Annotated in this window: 8 protein-coding genes and 2 rRNA genes (1 of these 10 only partly in view); 7 read left to right on the plus strand and 3 right to left on the minus strand. The window is 68.4% G+C overall.

Features of this window, described 5'->3' with window-relative positions:
* Both CLT71_RS23650 and rrf read left to right on the plus strand, forming a co-directional pair.
* A 23S ribosomal RNA gene (locus CLT71_RS23650) occupies positions 1–2,884 on the plus strand; it begins 227 nt to the left of the window's first position.
* Positions 2,885–2,976: 92 nt separating this feature from the next.
* A 5S ribosomal RNA gene (rrf, locus tag CLT71_RS23655) occupies positions 2,977–3,093 on the plus strand.
* 110 nt (positions 3,094–3,203) lie between these two features.
* Here rrf and CLT71_RS23660 read toward each other — a convergent pair.
* A complete protein-coding gene (locus CLT71_RS23660; RefSeq protein ID WP_101369032.1) occupies positions 3,204–4,007 on the minus strand; it encodes a serine protease in 804 nt (267 codons plus the stop codon).
* Positions 4,008–4,147: 140 nt separating this feature from the next.
* The gene (locus CLT71_RS23665) at positions 4,148–6,061 is read right to left on the minus strand and encodes a VanW family protein (RefSeq protein WP_199187698.1); all 1,914 of its coding nucleotides are present in this window, start codon (positions 6,059–6,061) and stop codon (positions 4,148–4,150) included.
* Between the two features lie 395 nt (positions 6,062–6,456).
* On the opposite strand from CLT71_RS23665, the gene CLT71_RS23670 reads away from it, so the two are divergent.
* The 4 genes from CLT71_RS23670 to CLT71_RS23685 all read left to right on the plus strand — a co-directional run bounded on the left by CLT71_RS23670 (position 6,457) and on the right by CLT71_RS23685 (position 15,118).
* Positions 6,457–10,836: an ExeM/NucH family extracellular endonuclease gene (locus CLT71_RS23670; protein WP_101369033.1), complete on the plus strand. Its 4,380-nt coding sequence runs from the start codon at positions 6,457–6,459 to the stop codon at positions 10,834–10,836.
* A 147-nt stretch (positions 10,837–10,983) separates the two neighbouring features.
* On the plus strand, positions 10,984–11,979 hold the full coding sequence (locus CLT71_RS23675) for a hypothetical protein (RefSeq protein ID WP_486483413.1): 996 nt from the start codon (positions 10,984–10,986) through the stop codon (positions 11,977–11,979).
* A 520-nt stretch (positions 11,980–12,499) separates the two neighbouring features.
* Positions 12,500–14,491 carry a cell wall-binding repeat-containing protein gene (locus CLT71_RS23680; RefSeq protein ID WP_101369035.1) on the plus strand — a complete coding sequence of 664 codons (1,992 nt, stop codon included), beginning with the start codon at positions 12,500–12,502 and terminating at the stop codon, positions 14,489–14,491.
* Positions 14,492–14,584: 93 nt separating this feature from the next.
* Positions 14,585–15,118: a hypothetical protein gene (locus CLT71_RS23685; RefSeq protein WP_101369036.1), complete on the plus strand. Its 534-nt coding sequence runs from the start codon at positions 14,585–14,587 to the stop codon at positions 15,116–15,118.
* On the opposite strand, the gene murD is transcribed toward CLT71_RS23685, so the two are convergent.
* Positions 15,099–16,481, minus strand: coding sequence for a UDP-N-acetylmuramoyl-L-alanine--D-glutamate ligase (gene murD / locus CLT71_RS23690; RefSeq protein WP_101369037.1), 1,383 nt, complete (start codon positions 16,479–16,481; stop codon positions 15,099–15,101). The two genes, CLT71_RS23685 and murD, sit on opposite strands and share 20 nt — an antisense overlap.
* 187 nt (positions 16,482–16,668) lie before the next feature.
* Here murD and CLT71_RS23695 point away from each other — a divergent pair, with 187 nt between their 5' ends.
* Positions 16,669–17,352: a TetR/AcrR family transcriptional regulator gene (locus CLT71_RS23695; RefSeq protein ID WP_101369038.1), complete on the plus strand. Its 684-nt coding sequence runs from the start codon at positions 16,669–16,671 to the stop codon at positions 17,350–17,352.

The raw sequence follows: 17,352 nt of genomic DNA on the forward strand, positions 1-17,352 counted from the left end.
CAATAGTGATTCCGTGAGTAGTGGCGAGCGAAAGCGGATTGAGGCTAAACCGGTTGCGTGTGATACCTGTCAGGGGTTGCGTGGTCGGGGTTGTGGGACCTCATGGGGTGGGCTGACAACCATCCGGGGAGTTATAAAGCCAGTTGTTAGCTGAATGGTGTGGAAAAGCCAACCGTAGGCGGTGATAGTCCGGTAGGTGAAAGCAGCTGGTCTTCCTTGTGGGTGTTCCCGAGTAGCGGCGGACTCCTGTAATCTGCCGTGAATCTGCCAGGACCACCTGGTAAGCCTAAATACTTCCTGGTGACCGATAGCGGACGAGTACCGTGAGGGAATGGTGAAAAGTACCCCGGGAGGGGAGTGAAATAGTACCTGAAACCGTTCGCCTACAATCCGTCGGAGCCTTTTGGGGTGACGGCGTGCCTTTTGAAGAATGAGCCTGCGAGTTAGTGGCATGTGGCGAGGTTAACCCGTGTGGGGTAGCCGTAGCGAAAGCGAGTCTTAATAGGGCGTGTAGTCGCGTGTTCTAGACCCGAAGCGGGGTGATCTAGCCATGGGCAGGCTGAAGCGTGGGTAAGACCGCGTGGAGGGCCGAACCCACCAACGTTGAAAAGTTGGGGGATGACCTGTGGTTAGGGGTGAAAGGCCAATCAAACTCCGTGATAGCTGGTTCTCCCCGAAATGCATTTAGGTGCAGCGTCGTGTGTTTCTTGCCGGAGGTAGAGCACTGGATGGTCTAGGGGCCCTACAAGGTTACTGAAATCAGCCAAACTCCGAATGCCGGTAAGTGAGAGCGCGGCAGTGAGACTGCGGGGGATAAGCTTCGTAGTCGAGAGGGAAACAGCCCAGATCGCCAGCTAAGGCCCCTAAGCGTGTGCTAAGTGGAAAAGGATGTGGGGTCGCATAGACAACCAGGAGGTTGGCTTAGAAGCAGCCACCCTTTAAAGAGTGCGTAATAGCTCACTGGTCAAGTGGTTCCGCGCCGACAATGTAGCGGGGCTCAAGTACACCGCCGAAGCTGTGGCATTCACATTTTAACTTCGTGTAGGTCTTTCGGGATTTGCATGCAGGTGTGTGGATGGGTAGGGGAGCGTCGTGCCGGGGGTGAAGCAGCGGGGTGACCCAGTTGTGGACGCGGCACGAGTGAGAATGCAGGCATGAGTAGCGAAAGAAGGGTGAGAAACCCTTCCGCCGGATGACCAAGGGTTCCAGGGCCAGGTTAATCCGCCCTGGGTGAGTCGGGGCCTAAGGCGAGGCCGAGAGGCGTAGTCGATGGATAACGGGTTGATATTCCCGTACCCGTGTAGGAGCGCCCGTGATGAACCTCGTTGTGCTAACCACCCGAACCTGTGGCGGTCTTCGGACCTCTGTGGGGGAGCGTGGGAACCTGGCGGGTAGTAGTCAAGCGATGGGGTGACGCAGGAAGGTAGCTGAGCCCGGCCGGTGGTTGTGCCGGGGTAAGCGTGTAGGCCGGTGTGTAGGCAAATCCGCACGCCATGTGGCTGAGACGTGATGCCGAGCCGATTCAGGTGAAGTCAGTGATCCTATGCTGCCGAGAAAAGCCTCTAGCGAGTTCCGAGCGGCCCGTACCCTAAACCGACACAGGTGGTCAGGTAGAGAATACCGAGGCGATCGGGTGAACTGTGGTTAAGGAACTCGGCAAATTGCCCCCGTAACTTAGGGAGAAGGGGGGCCGGAGACGTGAAGCCACTTGCTGGTGGAGCGTTGTATGGCCGCAGAGAGCAGGGGGAAGCGACTGTTTACTAAAAACACAGGTCCATGCGAAGAAGTAATTCGATGTATATGGACTGACGCCTGCCCGGTGCTGGAACGTTAAGGGGACCGGTTAGTCTTTCGGGGCGAAGCTGAGAACTTAAGCGCCAGTAAACGGCGGTGGTAACTATAACCATCCTAAGGTAGCGAAATTCCTTGTCGGGTAAGTTCCGACCTGCACGAATGGCGTAACGACTTCCCCACTGTCTCAACCACAGGCCCGGCGAAATTGCAGTACGAGTAAAGATGCTCGTTACGCGCGGCAGGACGGAAAGACCCCGGGACCTTTACTATAGCTTGACATTGGTATCTGAATTAGCTTGTGTAGGATAGGTGGGAGCCGGTGAAGTCCATACGCCAGTATGGGTGGAGGCAATCTTGAAATACCACTCTGGTTGGTTTGGGTATCTAACTTCGGGCCCTTATCGGGTTCAGGGACAGTGTCTGGTGGGTAGTTTAACTGGGGCGGTTGCCTCCTAAAATGTAACGGAGGCGCCCAAAGGTTCCCTCAGCCTGGTTGGCAATCAGGTGTTGAGTGTAAGTGTATAAGGGAGCTTGACTGTGAGACTGACGGGTCGAGCAGGGACGAAAGTCGGGACTAGTGATCCGGCACTTGCGTGTGGAAGCGGTGTCGCTCAACGGATAAAAGGTACCCCGGGGATAACAGGCTGATCTTCCCCAAGAGTCCATATCGACGGGATGGTTTGGCACCTCGATGTCGGCTCGTCGCATCCTGGGGCTGTAGCAGGTCCCAAGGGTTGGGCTGTTCGCCCATTAAAGCGGTACGCGAGCTGGGTTTAGAACGTCGTGAGACAGTTCGGTCCCTATCCGCCGTGCGCGTAGGATACTTGAGAAGGGCTGTCCCTAGTACGAGAGGACCGGGACGGACGAACCTCTGGTGTGCCAGTTGTCCCGCCAGGGGCACGGCTGGTTGGCTACGTTCGGGAGGGATAACCGCTGAAAGCATCTAAGCGGGAAGCCTGCTTCAAGATGAGGTATCCCACCCCGTAAAGGGGGTAAGGCTCCCAGTGAGACGACTGGGTTGATAGGCCGGAGATGTAAGCCAGGTAACTGGTTCAGTTGACCGGTACTAATAGGCCGAGGACTTGACTACGAAGCTGCTACGCGTCCACTGTGTGATTCACAGCAAACGAACAACGGTTCCCGCGTGTGGGTGGGATGTGTTGTTTGTGTTGTTGATAGGGTTACGGCGGTTATGGCGGAGGGGAAACGCCCGGTTACATTCCGAACCCGGAAGCTAAGCCTTCCAGCGCTGATGGTACTGCACTCGGGAGGGTGTGGGAGAGTAAGACGCCGCCGGACATCTTCTACGAAGTGGCGCCACCTTCACAGGTGGCGCCACTCGTGTTTTCACGCCCTGTCGACCGGGTTGGGTCGGTTCCCACGGCCCCGACCACAACCCTTTCCGCCGGTCAGCCGCCCAAGCTCGCCGCCGCCGAGACGATCGCCGAGGAGAAGTAGCTGACCTGGGTGTAGACGCCAGGGTAGTTCGCCCGTGCACACCCGTAGCCCCAGCTGACGATGCCGACCTGGACCAGGCCGGTGCCGCCCTGTCGGAACATCGGGCCGCCCGAGTCACCCTGGCAGGTGTCGGTGCCGCCGGAGAGCGGGCCTGCGCAGATCTCCTCGGCAGCGATGACGTCACCGTCGTACGCCGACGGTCCGTTGCAGACCGAGTCGCTGACGAACGGCACGCTTGCCTTCATCAGGTACCGCTGTTGTGCCCCGCCCTCCCGGGTGGCGCCCCAGCCGGCAATGGTGAAGGTGCCGTTGTCGTACGCGGTCGAGGTGGCGATCGGCAGGGTGCTGAGCCCGGTGACGGGGCTGGCCAGCCGGATCAGCGCCCAGTCGTCGCCGTTGCCGTTGTAGCCCGGTGCCCGGTAGACGTAGTTGGAGCGGACCTGGATCCGGCTCGACGACTGCAGGTCCACCACCCCCAGCGTGGCGGTGATGCTGGTGTTGCTGCCCGTACGCCCGACGCAGTGCGCGGCGGTGAGCACCAGCCGGGGGCTGTAGAGCGAGCCTCCGCAGCCCATCGAGAGTCGTACCATGAACGGGAACTCGCCCTGCGCGGCGCGGGTGCCGCCGACGACGAAGGGCGTGACGTCGGTGTTCTCCGGTGCGGCGGCGGCCGGTGCGGCCAGGGTGACGCCGCCGACGGCTACCGCGGCGAACGTGGCGGCGGCCAGGCGGGTGAGGGAGCGCCAACGAGCCATGGGGGTCCTCTCCGAACATCGGCGACGCGCCTCGTGGGCGCGCCTTAGATCACGATGCCGGCAGCGTATGGACCCCCATCGCTATATCGCAATGCGCCGATGTCATCCCGGTTGTGTCATACCACCGGGATGGGAGATGCTCAGCCGCAGCTGTACCGGGGTTCGGCGAGGTACTTCCAGGTGAACTTCTCCCGCTTGACGACCTTTCCATCCTTGTGGAAGAGCCGGAACGCGTCCTGGGTGAAGCCGTCGATCCCGTTTGTGGGGATGCAGGACGGCCCCGGCTGGAGCTTGATCACCTTTGGCTTGGTGATGTTCCGGCGCGGGCTCCACTCCGTCGTCACCCTGTCGTAGACCTTGGTGCTCCAGATCGACACCGTGATCGAGCTGGAGGTGTGCGAGGTGTCGATGAGTACGCCGTACGGGCTGTCGTTCTTGAACTTGAAGTCGAGGTCCGGCCAGAAGATGGTCGACTCGATGACCGGTGGATAGCGGCTGAACCAGTAGGAGTGCGGCTTGTGCTCCACGTCCTCCAGGCCGGCGTAGTACGTCGCGTTGAACAGCGTGGTGGTGAACTGCGAGGTGCCGCCGCCGACCCCCGGTACGAGCTTGCCGTCGAGGATGACCGGCGCGTCCCGGTAGCCCTGGGCGTAGCCCCGCTCGCCGGTGTGCCCGTTCAGTGAGAAGGTCTCGCCGGGCTTGACCACGGTGCCGTCCACGTCCCGGGCGATGGTGACGATGTTCTGGCTGCGTGGCGAGCTGAGACCGCCGGTGAAGTTGGTGGTGAAGCTGGAGACCTTCTCCTTGATCCCCATCTTGGCCAGGTCCTCGGTGCTGACCTTCGGCTCGACCGGCTTGAGTTGCGCCCGCAGGGTACGGCCGTCGGTCTTGGGCAGCACCGCCAGCAGGTCGCGGGCCAGCGCGGCGGTGTCGACCTGCGAGCCGCTCGAACCGGCCACCATCTTCGGCTTGTTGCCCTGGATCGACATGGTGGCGTCCTTCGGCTTCACCTCCACCTTGTCGAGCTGGCCGGAAAGCGCGGTACGCAGCTTCTTCTCGTCCACCCGGGGCGAGATCTTGCCGGCCTTGTCGGAGGTCAGCACCAGGCTCTTGGCGATGGCGGCCGGCGTGATGGTGAAGTTCCCCCGCTCGGTGTTCACGGTGACCGGGCCGGAGACCGCCGGCTTGGCCAACTCGGTGACCAGCTTGTCGACCTCCTCCGTGCTGGTCGCCGGGTGCGTCTCGACAAGCGGCACCTGGACCGGCTGCCCGCGCAGCCAGCCGGACCGCAGCGCCTTCGCCGACTCCTCGGGTTGCAGGCCCTTGCTCGGCTTCGGATAGACCGGCCGGGGCGTCGTACCGCTGAACGTGATCGCCGGCATTGTCATCTGCGGCCCGGTCCGACCCATGATCTTGCGCAGTTCGGCGTCGAGCTTCTCGGCGTCGACGGTGACCACCGGCTCGGTGCTGCGGGAGCCGAAGAGCAGGCTCAACGGGCCGGGACGGTGCTCGGCGGCCGCCGCCACGGTCGCCTCGACGTCCACCGCCAGCCCGACTGCGGCCGGCGAGACCTCACCGGTCTGGTCGCCGATGCGGACCTGCACCGGGCTGGTGAAGGTGCTGGCCCGGCCGTCCAGGTCGGCGCGGAGCGCCTTGGCCGCCTCGGCCCGGCTCTGGCCGCCCAGGTCGACGCCGAGCACGGTGGTGCCCCGGGGCACGTCACCGGCGTACGCGTAGCCGGCCGTGGCGCCGCCGCTGGCGACGAGGACGGCGACGGCCGCGCCACCGGCGAGCAGGAGCCGCCGCAGGCGTCGCCGGCCGGTCGGCTGGCCGGGGTTGCCCGCCGGGTCTGCCGGGCCGGAGCCCGAGACCGGCGTCTCCCAGCCGGCCGAGGTCGTGGTGACGGTCTCCGGGGTACTTCCGGCGCCGCCGCCCGGACCGCCGTTCTGCTGCCCGGCCGGCAGTGTGACGGTGGTGATCTGGATGGTCGGGCGATCCCCGGCAGTCCCCCCGACGGCGGCCATCTGCACGGTCGGCCGCTCGTCGGCGGGCATCGAACCTCGCTGGTTCATTCTGTTGTCGCCGTACTGACTCACGGACACCCCAGCCTCACGGACACCTCAGCGCGATGCGGCGGGCCGGCACGACAGCCGCCCGGCAGGACCTTGACCGACTACGGTAGCCAAAAACCGGCTCCGCCGGGCAGCGGGTCCGGCCTGAGCCGGGGTGACCTCGGCAACCGGCGTGGCGGTGCGACCTCGGAAACGATCGAGCCCGAGTGGACGGTGTCGGGGCAAGTAGTTCCGACGCGCGGGCGAAAACTGCGAATAGTCCGATCTTCGGCGGGGTACGACCAAACATCCATGGTGTTCCGTACGCCTGGCAGCTCTCGGTACGTCACCTGGCCCGCATATGCTCCGACCGTCTACCCCCTATCGGAGGCAACTTGATGCGCCGGAACAGACGCGGACGCTCGCTCAAGGCGCTGGGCGTACTGCTCACCAGTGGTGCGCTCGGTGTGACCAGCGGAGTAGCGGCCCTCGCCGCCGAACCCGTGGCGACGCCCTTCCTCAGTGAGATCCACTACGACAACGTCGGTACGGACACCGGTGAGGCGATCGAGGTCGAGGCTCCGGCCGGTACCGACCTGACCGGTTGGCAGCTCGTTCTCTACAACGGCAACAACGGTGCCCCGTACAACACCCGGACGCTCAGCGGGACGGTGCCGGCGGCCGGAGTGGTCGTCGCGACGTACCCGACGGACGGCATCCAGAACGGCGCGCCGGACGGGATCGCGCTGGTCGCCCCCGACGGCGCGGTCGCCGAGTTCCTCAGCTACGAGGGCGGGATGACCGCGGTCGGCGGGCCGGCCGACGGGCGGGCCGCCACCGACATCGGCGTCGCCGAGGGCAGCGGCACCCCGATCGGCGAGTCCCTCCAGCGGATCGACGGGACGTGGCGGGCCCCGGCACTGAAGAGCTTCGGCACCCGCAACGGTGGCGGCGACCCGGATCCGGATCCGGACCCGGTCGGCTGCGACACCCCGGTCAGCCACACCATCGCCCAGGTGCAGGGCAGCGGCGACGCCACGCCGCTGGCCGGTACCCGGGTCACCGTCGAGGGCGTCGTCACCGGCGACCACCGCACCGGCGGCTACAACGGCGTCTACCTACAGACCGCCGGCAGCGACGGGCGGCCGCCGGCCGCCGGCACCGCCTCGGACGGCATCTTCGTCTACCTGACCAGCAACGCCGCCAACCACCCGAGCGTCGGGATCGGCGACCGGGTCCGGGTCAGCGGCACCGCCAGCGAGTTCAACGGGCTCACCCAGGTCAGCATCGGCGCCAAGGCGGACGTGCAGGTCTGCGAGCAGGGTGTCGCGCTGCCGTCGCCGGTCGCGCTCTCGCTGCCGCTGGAGGCCCCGGCCCGGGAGTCGGTCGAGTCGATGCTTGTCGCCCCGGTCGGCCAGTTCACCGTCTCCGAGGTCTACAACACCAACCGGTACGGCGAGGTCGTGCTCGCCGCCGGCGACCGGGCAGCGGTGATCCCCACCGACGTCGCCCGGCCCGGCAGTGACGCCGCCCGCGCGGCGGCGACGGCGAACAGGTTGGCCCGGCTGCTGGTCGACGACGGCCGTACCACGAACCTGGCCAGTGCCAACCTGCTGCCGCCGTACCTCGCCCCGGGCAGCCCGCTGCGGGTCGGTGACTCGGTCGAGGCGTTCGGCCCGAGCGTGCTCTCGTACGGGTTCGACGAGTGGCGGCTCCAGCCGACCACCCCGGTCGACGCGCAGACCCCGCCGGCCGCCCGGACCACGTTCAAGGTGACCAACCCGCGTACCCCGGCACCCCGGGACGTCGGCGGCGACCTCAAGGTCGGCGCGTTCAACGTGCTGAACTACTTCGTGCACTTCGGCGGCGACGCCCGGGGTGCACCGGACGAGGCGGCGCTGGCCAGGCAGGAGGCGAAGATCGTCTCGGCGATCAACGCGCTCGGTGCCGACGTGGTCGCCCTCCAGGAGATCGAGAACTCGGTCCGGTTCAACGCCGCCGACCCGCAGCAGGCGCTGAAGCGGCTCGTCGCCGCACTGAACACGGCGGCCGGTGCCGGCACCTGGGACTACGTACGTACCCCGGCGGAGCTGCCGGCCGCGGCCCAGCAGGACTTCATCACCACCGCGATCGTCTTCAAGCCGGCCAAGGCACAGCCGAAGGGCGCCTCCCGGTCGGTGAACGACGAGACGGTGTGGTTCAACGCCCGGGAGCCGATCGCGCAGACCTTCACGGCCGGCACGACCACCTTCACCGTGGTGGCCAACCACCTCAAGTCGAAGAGCAGCTCCGACTCGGCGACCGGCGACAACGCCGACAGCGGGGACGGGCAGGGCGCGTTCAACGGCGACCGGGTCCGGCAGGCCCGCGCGCTTACCGCCTTCGTCGACCGGCTCAAGGCCGACAGCGGCAGCGACCAGGTGCTGCTGCTCGGCGACTTCAACGCGTACACCCAGGAGGACCCGATGAAGGTCCTCCACGACGCCGGGTACGTCGACCTGAACGACACCGGCCGGGCCAGTTACGTCTTCGGTGGCGAGTCCGGCTCGCTCGACCACGCGGTCGCCTCGGCGTCGCTGGCGGAACGGGTCACCGGGGTCGACGTCTGGCAGATCAACTCGCACGAGTCGTTCGCCTACCAGTACGACGGGCACCCGGCGTTCTTCGCCGAGAACCCGTACCGGGCCAGTGACCACAACCCGATCGTGCTGGGCCTGGAGACGGGTGCGACCGGCCCGGTCGATCTGCGGCTGCTCAGCGTCAACGACTTCCACGGTCGGCTGGAGTCGCCCGGCAACGCGCCGGACGGCCGCCCGGTCGGCGGTGCCGCCCAGGTCGCCGGCCTGGTCGACCAGCTCCGCGCGGAGAACCCGAACACCGCGTTCGTCTCCGGTGGCGACAACATCGGCGCCTCCACGTTCGTCTCGGCGATCGACGACGACAACCCGACGATCGACGCCCTGAACGCGATGGGGCTGGCCGCCTCGGCGGTCGGCAACCACGAGTTCGACAAGGGCATCGCGGACCTGACCGGCAGGGTGACCGACCGGGCCGACTTCCCGCTGCTCGGCGCGAACGTCTATCGGGGCGACGAGCGGGTGCTGCCGGCGTACTCGGTAAGCAGTGTCGGTGGGATCCAGGTCGGTTTCGTCGGCGTGGTGACCGAGCAGACCGCCTCGCTGGTCAGCCCGGACGGCATCGCCGGGATCACCTTCCGGGAGCCGGTGGCTGAGGCGAACGCGGTGGCCGCACAGCTCTCCGACGGCAACCCGGCCAACGGCGAGGCCGACGTGGTGGTGCTGCTCACCCACGAGGGCGCGGCGACCGAGAACATCGGCTCGGCCGAGGCGCTGGCGAACGACCCGGTCTTCGGGAAGTTCACCCGGGCGGACGCCACCATCGACGTCATCTTCAGCGGGCACACCCACCAGCCGTACGCCTTCGAGGTGCCGATCCCCGGCACCGACCGGCTGCGCCCGGTGGTGCAGGCCGAGGACTACGGCAAGCGGCTGGGCAGGGTCGACCTGACCTTCGACCCGGCCAGCGGTACGGTCACCGCGGCCGATGCCGCACTCGTCGACGTGGTCGGCGCACCGCAGGACGCGGAGGTCGCGCAGATCGTGGCGGCGGCCAAGGAGCGGGCGCAGGAGTTGGGTCAGCGGCCGCTCGGGTCGATCACCGCGGACATCAGGCGGGCGTACAACGAGGCCGGGAACGAGGACCGGGGCAAGGAGTCGGTGCTCGGCAACTTCATCGCCGACGTGCAGCTCGCCGGGACCAGTGCGGCGGGCCGGGGCGGGGCGCAGATCGCGCTCATGAACCCGGGCGGTCTCCGGGCCGACCTGCTGTACGCCCCGGACGGGGTGGTCACGTACGCGGAGGCGTTCTCGGTGCAGCCGTTCGCCAACGACGTGGTGACGAAGACGTACACCGGGGCGCAGCTCAAGCAGGTGCTGGAGGAGCAGTGGCAGCCGGCCGGCGCCTCCCGGCCGGTGCTCTGGCTGGGTGTCTCGAAGGGCTTCTCCTACACCTACGACCCGGAGGCCGCCCAGGGTTCCCGGATCACGTCGATGTCCCTGAACGGCACGCCGATCAACCCGAGCGGCAGCTACCGGGTGACGGTGAACTCGTTCCTCGCGTCCGGCGGGGACAACTTCACCACCCTGGCCGGCGGCACCGACCGGGTCACCACCGGCGACAACGACCTGACCATGCTTACCAACTACCTCGCGGCGAACTCGCCGGTCACCGCCGACCCGGCGCCGCGCTCGGCGGTCGGGCAGCCGGGACCGGAGTGCACCACGACGATCACCGGTCGGCACAACCGGGCGGTCACCGTCTTCTCCGGGCTCACCTGCCTGGAGAACGCCACCGTCACCGGGGCGGTGACCGTGCTGCCCGGCGCGTCACTGCTGGCGACCGGCGGCAGCATCACCGGCCCGGTAACCGCCACCGGGGCGGGAACGCTGACCCTGAGCGGTACCCGGATCTCCGGCCCGGTCACGGTGGTCGCCGCGACCGGTGCGGTGCTGGTCGAGGAGGGCAGGGTCGCCGGCCCGGTCTCGGTGGCGCTGTCCAGTGGCGGGGTGCGGGTCGACACCGTCACCGTCGGCGGCCCGGTCTCGCTGGTCGGCAACTCCGGCAGCCAGCCGGTGCTTGTCGCCGGCAACACCATCAGCGGGCCGCTGAGCTGCCTGGCGAACTCCCCGGCACCGGGCAACGACGGCCGGACCAACACGGTCCGGGGCCCGGCGACCGGACAGTGTGCCAGGCTGTGAACGACGGTTTGCGTACGTACCGACAGTCGAGTTGACGCAACGCGGCCGCGGGTTCGGGACCGGTCACCGGTTCCGGACCCGCGGTCGTCTGTCGTGACGTGCCCACGGGGGTGGACAGCGTTCCTCCGTGGGCGGGAGAGGACGAGGGTGAGCGGGTACCAGCCCGTGCCGCTGCCGAGCGGGGCCGGCGCGACGTCCCGGGCCGACCTGGTGACCGGGCTGACCGGCTGGGTCCGGTCCCGGCCGCTGCGGGACCTGGTGGCCGCCTTCGGCGCGGAGTTGCCCGACCGGCTCGCCCCGATCGAGCTGCTGGACTGGCTGGACGGGTTCTCGGCCCGGCACTGGGACTTCCGCAGCCGCAACGGTGCGGTCGAGCGGGACGAGGTGGCCGAGGCCGCCCTCGCCCCCGACATCGCCGAGCTGGTCCGGTCGGCCTCCGGTGCGCTCGGCCTGGCCGGCCCACGACCCGTGCCCGGCCGGCGGTACGACCATCTGCTGGTGCTGGGCGGACTGGCCCGGTCCTGCCTGCAACGGACCGCCTACGCCGCCCGGCTCGTCGACACCGGAGCCGTCGAGGCCGGTGAGGTCGCCGCGCTGGGCAGCTTCCGCCCGCTCCGCCCGGCGGAACTGGCGCGGCTGCACCTCCCCGCCGACCAGCACCGGATGCGGCTCGACGACGGCTACGAGGTGGACGCGATGGACCTCGGCATCCGGGCCGCGTTCGGCTGCCCGACAACCGTCGAGGAGCGGCGTTCACCGGGCGGGATCGACCATCGGTCCTGGTCGGTCGCCGTCTACCGCCCACCCGGCCGGCCGGTGGTGCGGGTACTGGCCGCACCGTCGACGGAACCGGCGACCCGGCGGGCGCACACCTCCGACACGTACCACTTCTGGGCGGCGGAACTCCGACCGTCGGCCGGGGACCGGGTGCTCGTACTGACCTCGCAGATCTACGTGCCGTTCCAGCACTGCGACGCGATCCGTACGCTGAGTCTCGGGTACGGGTGCCAGGTGGACACGGTGGGGCTTGATCCGGCGGCGCTGTCCGGGTACGCCTCTTCGGAGCCGTTGGGCGCGGACCGGTACCTCCAGGAGATCAGGTCCACCATCCGGTCGATCGGCAACCTGTTGCGGGCCCTCTGACCGGCGCCGTCCAGACAGCCGGAGCTATCTCGACAACGTCTCCGACAGTTCCCTCATCTTCGGATCGGCCGCAGGGCGCCGCCGTGGTGGAGCGGCACCGTGTGCGCGGACGGTAACGCGGCAGGGTCCGGGCACGTAGGGCGGCCGGACGGCCGCCCTGGCGTCATTGTGTGATCCGCCGTTCGGTGGATACGCAATCTGTTGTACGTACTCGGATAATCACGGAGCGGCAGGGCGCGGCAATCCATCACCGTCTCTTGTGGACCGCAAACGGGATTACCCGCCCGGATCGTGCGACATGCTGGCTTTCGCAGCGCCGATTCGCCGGATCGTCGGAGTGTGATCGGCCTAACGGACCAATTTGGTCCGGAGAACCGAAACGGGGCAGCGCGCCGAATAAAGGAACCCTTAAAGTTGCTCCGGCGTCGCCCCACGGGGGGGCAACCGTTCCCTATCTGGGTAGTGCGACGCGTTTCTGTTGCGAGGAGTCCCCTTGCCTCCACGTTCTATTTCGCGGTCGATGGCGTTTGCCTCGGCCGTCGCGCTCAGCGCCACCACCGCCGTTGTCGGTGCCACGGCGGCGCAGGCCAGTCACCCCGGCACCGGGAACGTGCTGAGCGCCAGCAACGGCACCAACACCATCAGGTTCAACAACGGCTCCACGCTCCGGCTCACCACCGCAGACCCGACCATCACCACTGTGAACGGCGCCGCCTGGGCACCGGACGGCAGCCGGGCGATCTTCGCCACCGAGAACGGTGAGATCGCGACCCTGCGGCACAACGACGGCGGGAACTACTGGTGGGTCTCGCCGCCTCCTCTTCCAAACGAGCCGGTGGTCGAGTACCGCAGCCCGGTCTACCGGAGCGAGGGCATCGGCGTGCTCTGGTCGGCCAGGGAGCCGGGCTCGCCGTGGCGGATCGAGGCGCAGGTCGCCTCGGGCGGCTTCCTGCCGCGCCAACTCACCCCGGCCGACGGGCGCCACTACCTCAACCCGGACTCCGGGCCGGGCGGGATCTTCGTCTACCAGTCCCAGGGTGGTACCGCCGACACCCCGTCGGGTGCGTCGCAGGTCGGCGTCTTCGACGGTGACAGCTTCAACACGATCCTGGACGACGCCAGCAACCCGTCCATCTCGCCGAACGGCAAGCGGGTGGCGTTCGTCCGGGGTGGCCAGATCTACGCCGCCAACATCGACGGCAGTGGCGTCATCGCGATCACCTCGAACGCGGTGGCCCACGACCACCCGACCTGGTCGCCGGATGGCAACACCATCGCGTTCACCAACGGCTCCGGTGTGGCGACGGCGCCCGCCGACGGCAGCGGGGCGGCGAACCCGAGCGTGGTGTCCGGGCTGTCCGGGGTGCCGTCGTACCAGCCGCGTCGGACCGACACGGTGGCCCGGCTCGCCGGGCAGGACCGGTACACCACCGCGAACGCCGTCTCCCAGGCGCACTGGGCGACCGCGTCCGACCAGAACGACCCGCGTCAGTTCGCCGACGCCGTCGTGCTCTCCCGGGCGGACCTGTTCGCCGACGCGCTCGGCGGTGCGGCGCTGGCCGCCGCGAAGCAGGGTCCGCTGCTGATGACCCCGCCGACCGGGCTGAACGCACCAGTCGAGAGCGAGATCAAGCGGATCCTGCCGGTCGGCAAGACCGTCTACCTGCTCGGCAGCCCCGGCGCGATCTCGACGACCGTCGAGGACCAGGTCAAGGCGCTGGGCTACCAGGTGAAGCGGCTCGCCGGCCAGACCCGGTACGGCACCTCGATCGCGATCGCCAAGGAAATCAACCCGAACCCGACCTACGTGCTCGCCGCGACCGGGGTCAACTTCCCGGACGCGCTCGCCGCGGGTGCGGCGGCCGGCTCGTTCAACGTGCCGGGCAGTGGGCAGTCCGCGGTGGTCATCCTCACCGCCGACTACACGCTGGCGCCCGAGACCAAGACCTACCTGGACCAGGTCCGGTCGACCTCGCGGATCGTGGGTATCGGTCTGCAGGGTGCGACGGCGACCGAGCCGTACAACCCGATCGAGATCTTCGGGTCGAGCCGTTACGAGACGTCCCTCTTCACCGCCTGGGCGTTCTTCGGCGGCACCGACTTCGCCGGCCTGGCGACCGGGGTCAACTGGCCGGACGCGCTCTCCGGCGGTGCCCTGATGGCGACGATCAACGGTCCGCTGCTGCTCACCCGGGGCAACGAGTCCGGGCTCTCCTTCGAGCCCGAGCTCTTCCTCGACGAGCACAGCGGCTCCCTGGACACCGCGCTGATCTTCGGATCCGCCGCGGTGGTCTCGGCGGGGCAGCAGGCGCCGGCCGGTAGCTGGATCAGCGGCCCGGGTGGCTACACCGTGGTGCAGAACCCGACCAACATCGGGATCGTCGGCATCGACCGGGGTACCGCCAGCACCGCCCGTGCGGCGGCGACGGCGGCGGACCCGAGCCGGGTCCGTACTCCGGAGCAGCTGGAGGCGGCCGTGGCCGGGCTGAAGGAGCGGCTCGAGCAGCGGTAGTCCCGCAACGTGGTTGTTAACCCAGAGGGGGCCGGTCGACCGACCGGCCCCCTCTGCCGTGCCGGCCGGGGCCGGTGGTGCGACCATGCGGGCATGGGGAACAGATTCACGGCGTACGCGGCGTCGGGTGGGCCGGAGTCGCTCCATCTTTCCAACGGCGCGACGGACGTCTTCTTCGACGTTCTCACCCTGGCGGGTTGCCGGGTCGCCGAGACCCCCTGGCAGCGGAATCTCGTCCTGATGTTCGCCGACGGCCACCCACACGCCCGTGGGTGCGCCGGGTTCGACCTCGGTGAGATTCCGTGGACGGCCGACTGGCCGGCGGAGAAGGCGTTCCTCCTCCGGGTGCTCGACACCGCACTCGCGAGGCACGGCTGGCACCGGCTCCGTTACGACCCTCCGCAGGTGGCCGGCCAGCTCGGCAGGTACCGCGAGATGGTGGCGGCGTTCACCCCCGAGCCGGTCGACGCTCCCCGGTGGGGGGACTGGCGGTTGGCGCCCGCACCGGTTCTGCTGACCCGCTGCCCCGAACACGACGTGTACGAGGGGGAGGCCGGGTGTCGGCTCTGTGATCCGGAGCTGCAACCGGAGGATCTGGGCAGCGACGCTAGGCCCGGGTCGCGGTGATCGCCTCCCGGAAGACCCGGGAGCGGTGGGCGTAGTTGTCGAACCGGCCGTAGCTCGGTGCCGCCGGGGACATCAGCACCACCCCGCCGGCCGGAGTGCGTTCGCGGCCCAGCCGTACCGCCTCGGGCAGGTCCTCGGCGGCCAGCGTGGTGATGGTGCCCAGATCCTTGACCACGTCCAGGATCCGGGGGCCGCTGTCCGGGATGCCGATCAGGGTGGCCACGATCTCCCGCTCGGCGAGGAAGTCGCGTAGCGGGGTGTAGTCGACGCCCCGGTCCTCACCGCCGACGATCACTGTCAACGGGCGGTCCGCGTACGCCTCGATGGCGTGGATCGCCGACTGCGGGATCGTCGAGAGCGAGTCGTCCACGAAGGTGATCCCGGAGGGGTCCTCGATCGGGGTGAGCCGGTGTTCCAGGACCGGCAGTGAGGCCAGTGCGGCGCCGAGCCGGTCCCGTTCGGCGACACAGTCGACGCCGACCGCCCGCAGTGCGGTCAGCGCCACGCAGAGGTTCCCCTCGTTGTGCCGCCCGACCAGCGGCAGGGCGGTACGCGGGAAGAGCCGCTCGGCGCCGAGGCGTACCCAGCGGGTGCCGTCGGGCTCGTCGGCCACCTGGAAGGTGGGCTCGGCTGCCGCATCGGGGGTGGCTGTGCCGGCGGGCAGCAGCGGCAACCCCGGCCGGGCCGCGAGTTCGGCGCGGAGGCGGGTGTCGTGTGCGTTGAACGCGACCCACCGGGGTCCGTGGTCGACGAGGTTCAGCTTGTGCCGGTAGTACTCCGCCTCCCCGCCGGCCCAGTCCAGGTGCTCCGGGGCCAGCGAGGTGAGTACGGCGACCTCGGGCGAGTCGGTCAGGTCGGCGCACTGGTACATCGACAGTTCCAGGACGTAGCGCTGCGCGGGCGGCAGGTCGAGTACCGGTACCCCGATGTTGCCGCCCATCACGTTGGGGCGGTCGACGGCGGTGAGCAGGTGGCTGATCAGGTTCGTGGTGGTGCTCTTGCCCTTGCTGCCGGTGACCCCGATGGTGCTGGCGGCGTGTTCGGCCATCCAGAGCGCCGTACCGCTGGTGATCGGGACGCCGCGCTCACGCAGGCGTACCACCCAGGGGTGGGTCTCGCCGATCACCGGTGAGCGGACGACCACGTCCGAGCGGAGCAGTACCTCCAGCGCGGCGGGGCCGGTGTGCAGCGGGGCGAGTTCGGCGAGCCGGCCCGTCCAGGGCTTGGCGGCGTACGTCTCCCGGTCCATCACCGCGACGAGTTCGGCCGGCCCGACCGGTGCGATCGCGTTGATCGCCGCGACGCCCTCCCGGCCGGTGCCCCAGACCGCGACCCGACGGCCGCGCAGATCCGCCAGTTGCACCTGAACAACTCCCTCCGGTACGCGCCCAAACTCTAGTCCCGGCCTCCGGCGCTCCGGGTGGGGACGTCGACCCCCGGCCGCCGTCCGGTGCGCATCCGGTCACCGGGACGGGTGACCCCGGACACCGACTCGGGGAAGTCGCGGAAATTCGCTTGTGAGTGAGTAACTCACTCACTACTGTTGCGCCGTGAACTCGCAGACCCCGTCGGGCCGGGCCCGGCCGCTGCCGCCCGAGGAGCGACGTGCGGCGCTGATAAGCGCGACCCTGGCCCTGATCAGCGAGCATGGGATCAAGGTCACCACCCGGCAGATCGCCGAGGCGGCCGGGGTGGCCGAGGGCACGATCTTCCGGGTCTTCCCGCACAAGGAAGGGCTGGTCCGGGTGGCCGTCGAGACCGCCCTCGATCCGGCCCCGGTGCTGGACGAGTTGGCGGCGATCGACCTGGCGAGGCCGTTGCCGGAGCGGCTCACCGAGCTGGCCGCGATCCTCCAGCGTCGGCTCACGAGCGCCTTCAACCTGCTGCACTCGATCGGCATGCACGGGCCGCCGGAGCACTCGACGGACCGGACGACCGGCACGGGCAAGCCGGGATCACACAACGAAAAGATCTATCAGGCCATCGTCCGGGTGCTGGAGCCGGATGCCGACCGTTTCCGCTATCCGCTGCCCGAGGTGGCCCGACTGCTCCGCCTGCTGACCTTCGCCGGCTCGCATCCCCGGATCTCCGAGAACGAGCCGCTGACTCCCGAGACGATCGCCGCCGTGCTGCTCGACGGCGTACGTGGGTCGGGGCCCACCGAGGCTGTCCGGCCGGCCGAGGAGTCCGGCTCGGGGCACCACACTGACCACACTCATCCTGACCGGTCGTGA

The organism is Plantactinospora sp. CNZ320 (assembly GCF_002846275.1).